This is a genomic window from Robertmurraya sp. DFI.2.37 (assembly GCF_029211245.1).
Taxonomy (GTDB): domain Bacteria; phylum Bacillota; class Bacilli; order Bacillales; family Cytobacillaceae; genus Robertmurraya; species Robertmurraya methanolica_A.
Genome location: NZ_JARGEJ010000496.1, coordinates 1 through 320, shown reverse-complemented (window position 1 = coordinate 320; position 320 = coordinate 1). Strand labels below are relative to the sequence as shown.

Genomic DNA, 320 nt, shown 5'->3' with positions numbered 1-320 from the left:
CGACGGGCGCGTGCTCGTGCAGGTGCTGGGCAACGACGGGAGTCCGCTCGGCGAGGCCGGCGGCCAGTCGAGCGGCGCGAAGGGCGGCCTGGGCGCGGGGGAGCACATCTTCTCGCTCGCGCTGGCGTGCCCCGAGCACGGCCACTCCATGGACGAGCTGCAGCCGCGCGACTTCTCCTTCAACGCACCTTACGGCGCCTGCCCCGACTGCCTGGGCATCGGCAGCCGCGAGGAGGTGGACCCCTCGCTCGTGGTGCCCGATCCCTCGCTCACGCTGGCCGAGGGCGCCATCGCGCCGTTCAAGACGGGCAACTACTACC

Annotated in this window: 1 protein-coding gene; it reads left to right on the top strand. The window is 72.8% G+C overall.

The features are described 5' to 3' along the window. A partial coding sequence (locus tag PZE06_RS27445; protein WP_275792310.1) for a hypothetical protein occupies positions 1–320 on the top strand: 320 nt, incomplete at both ends.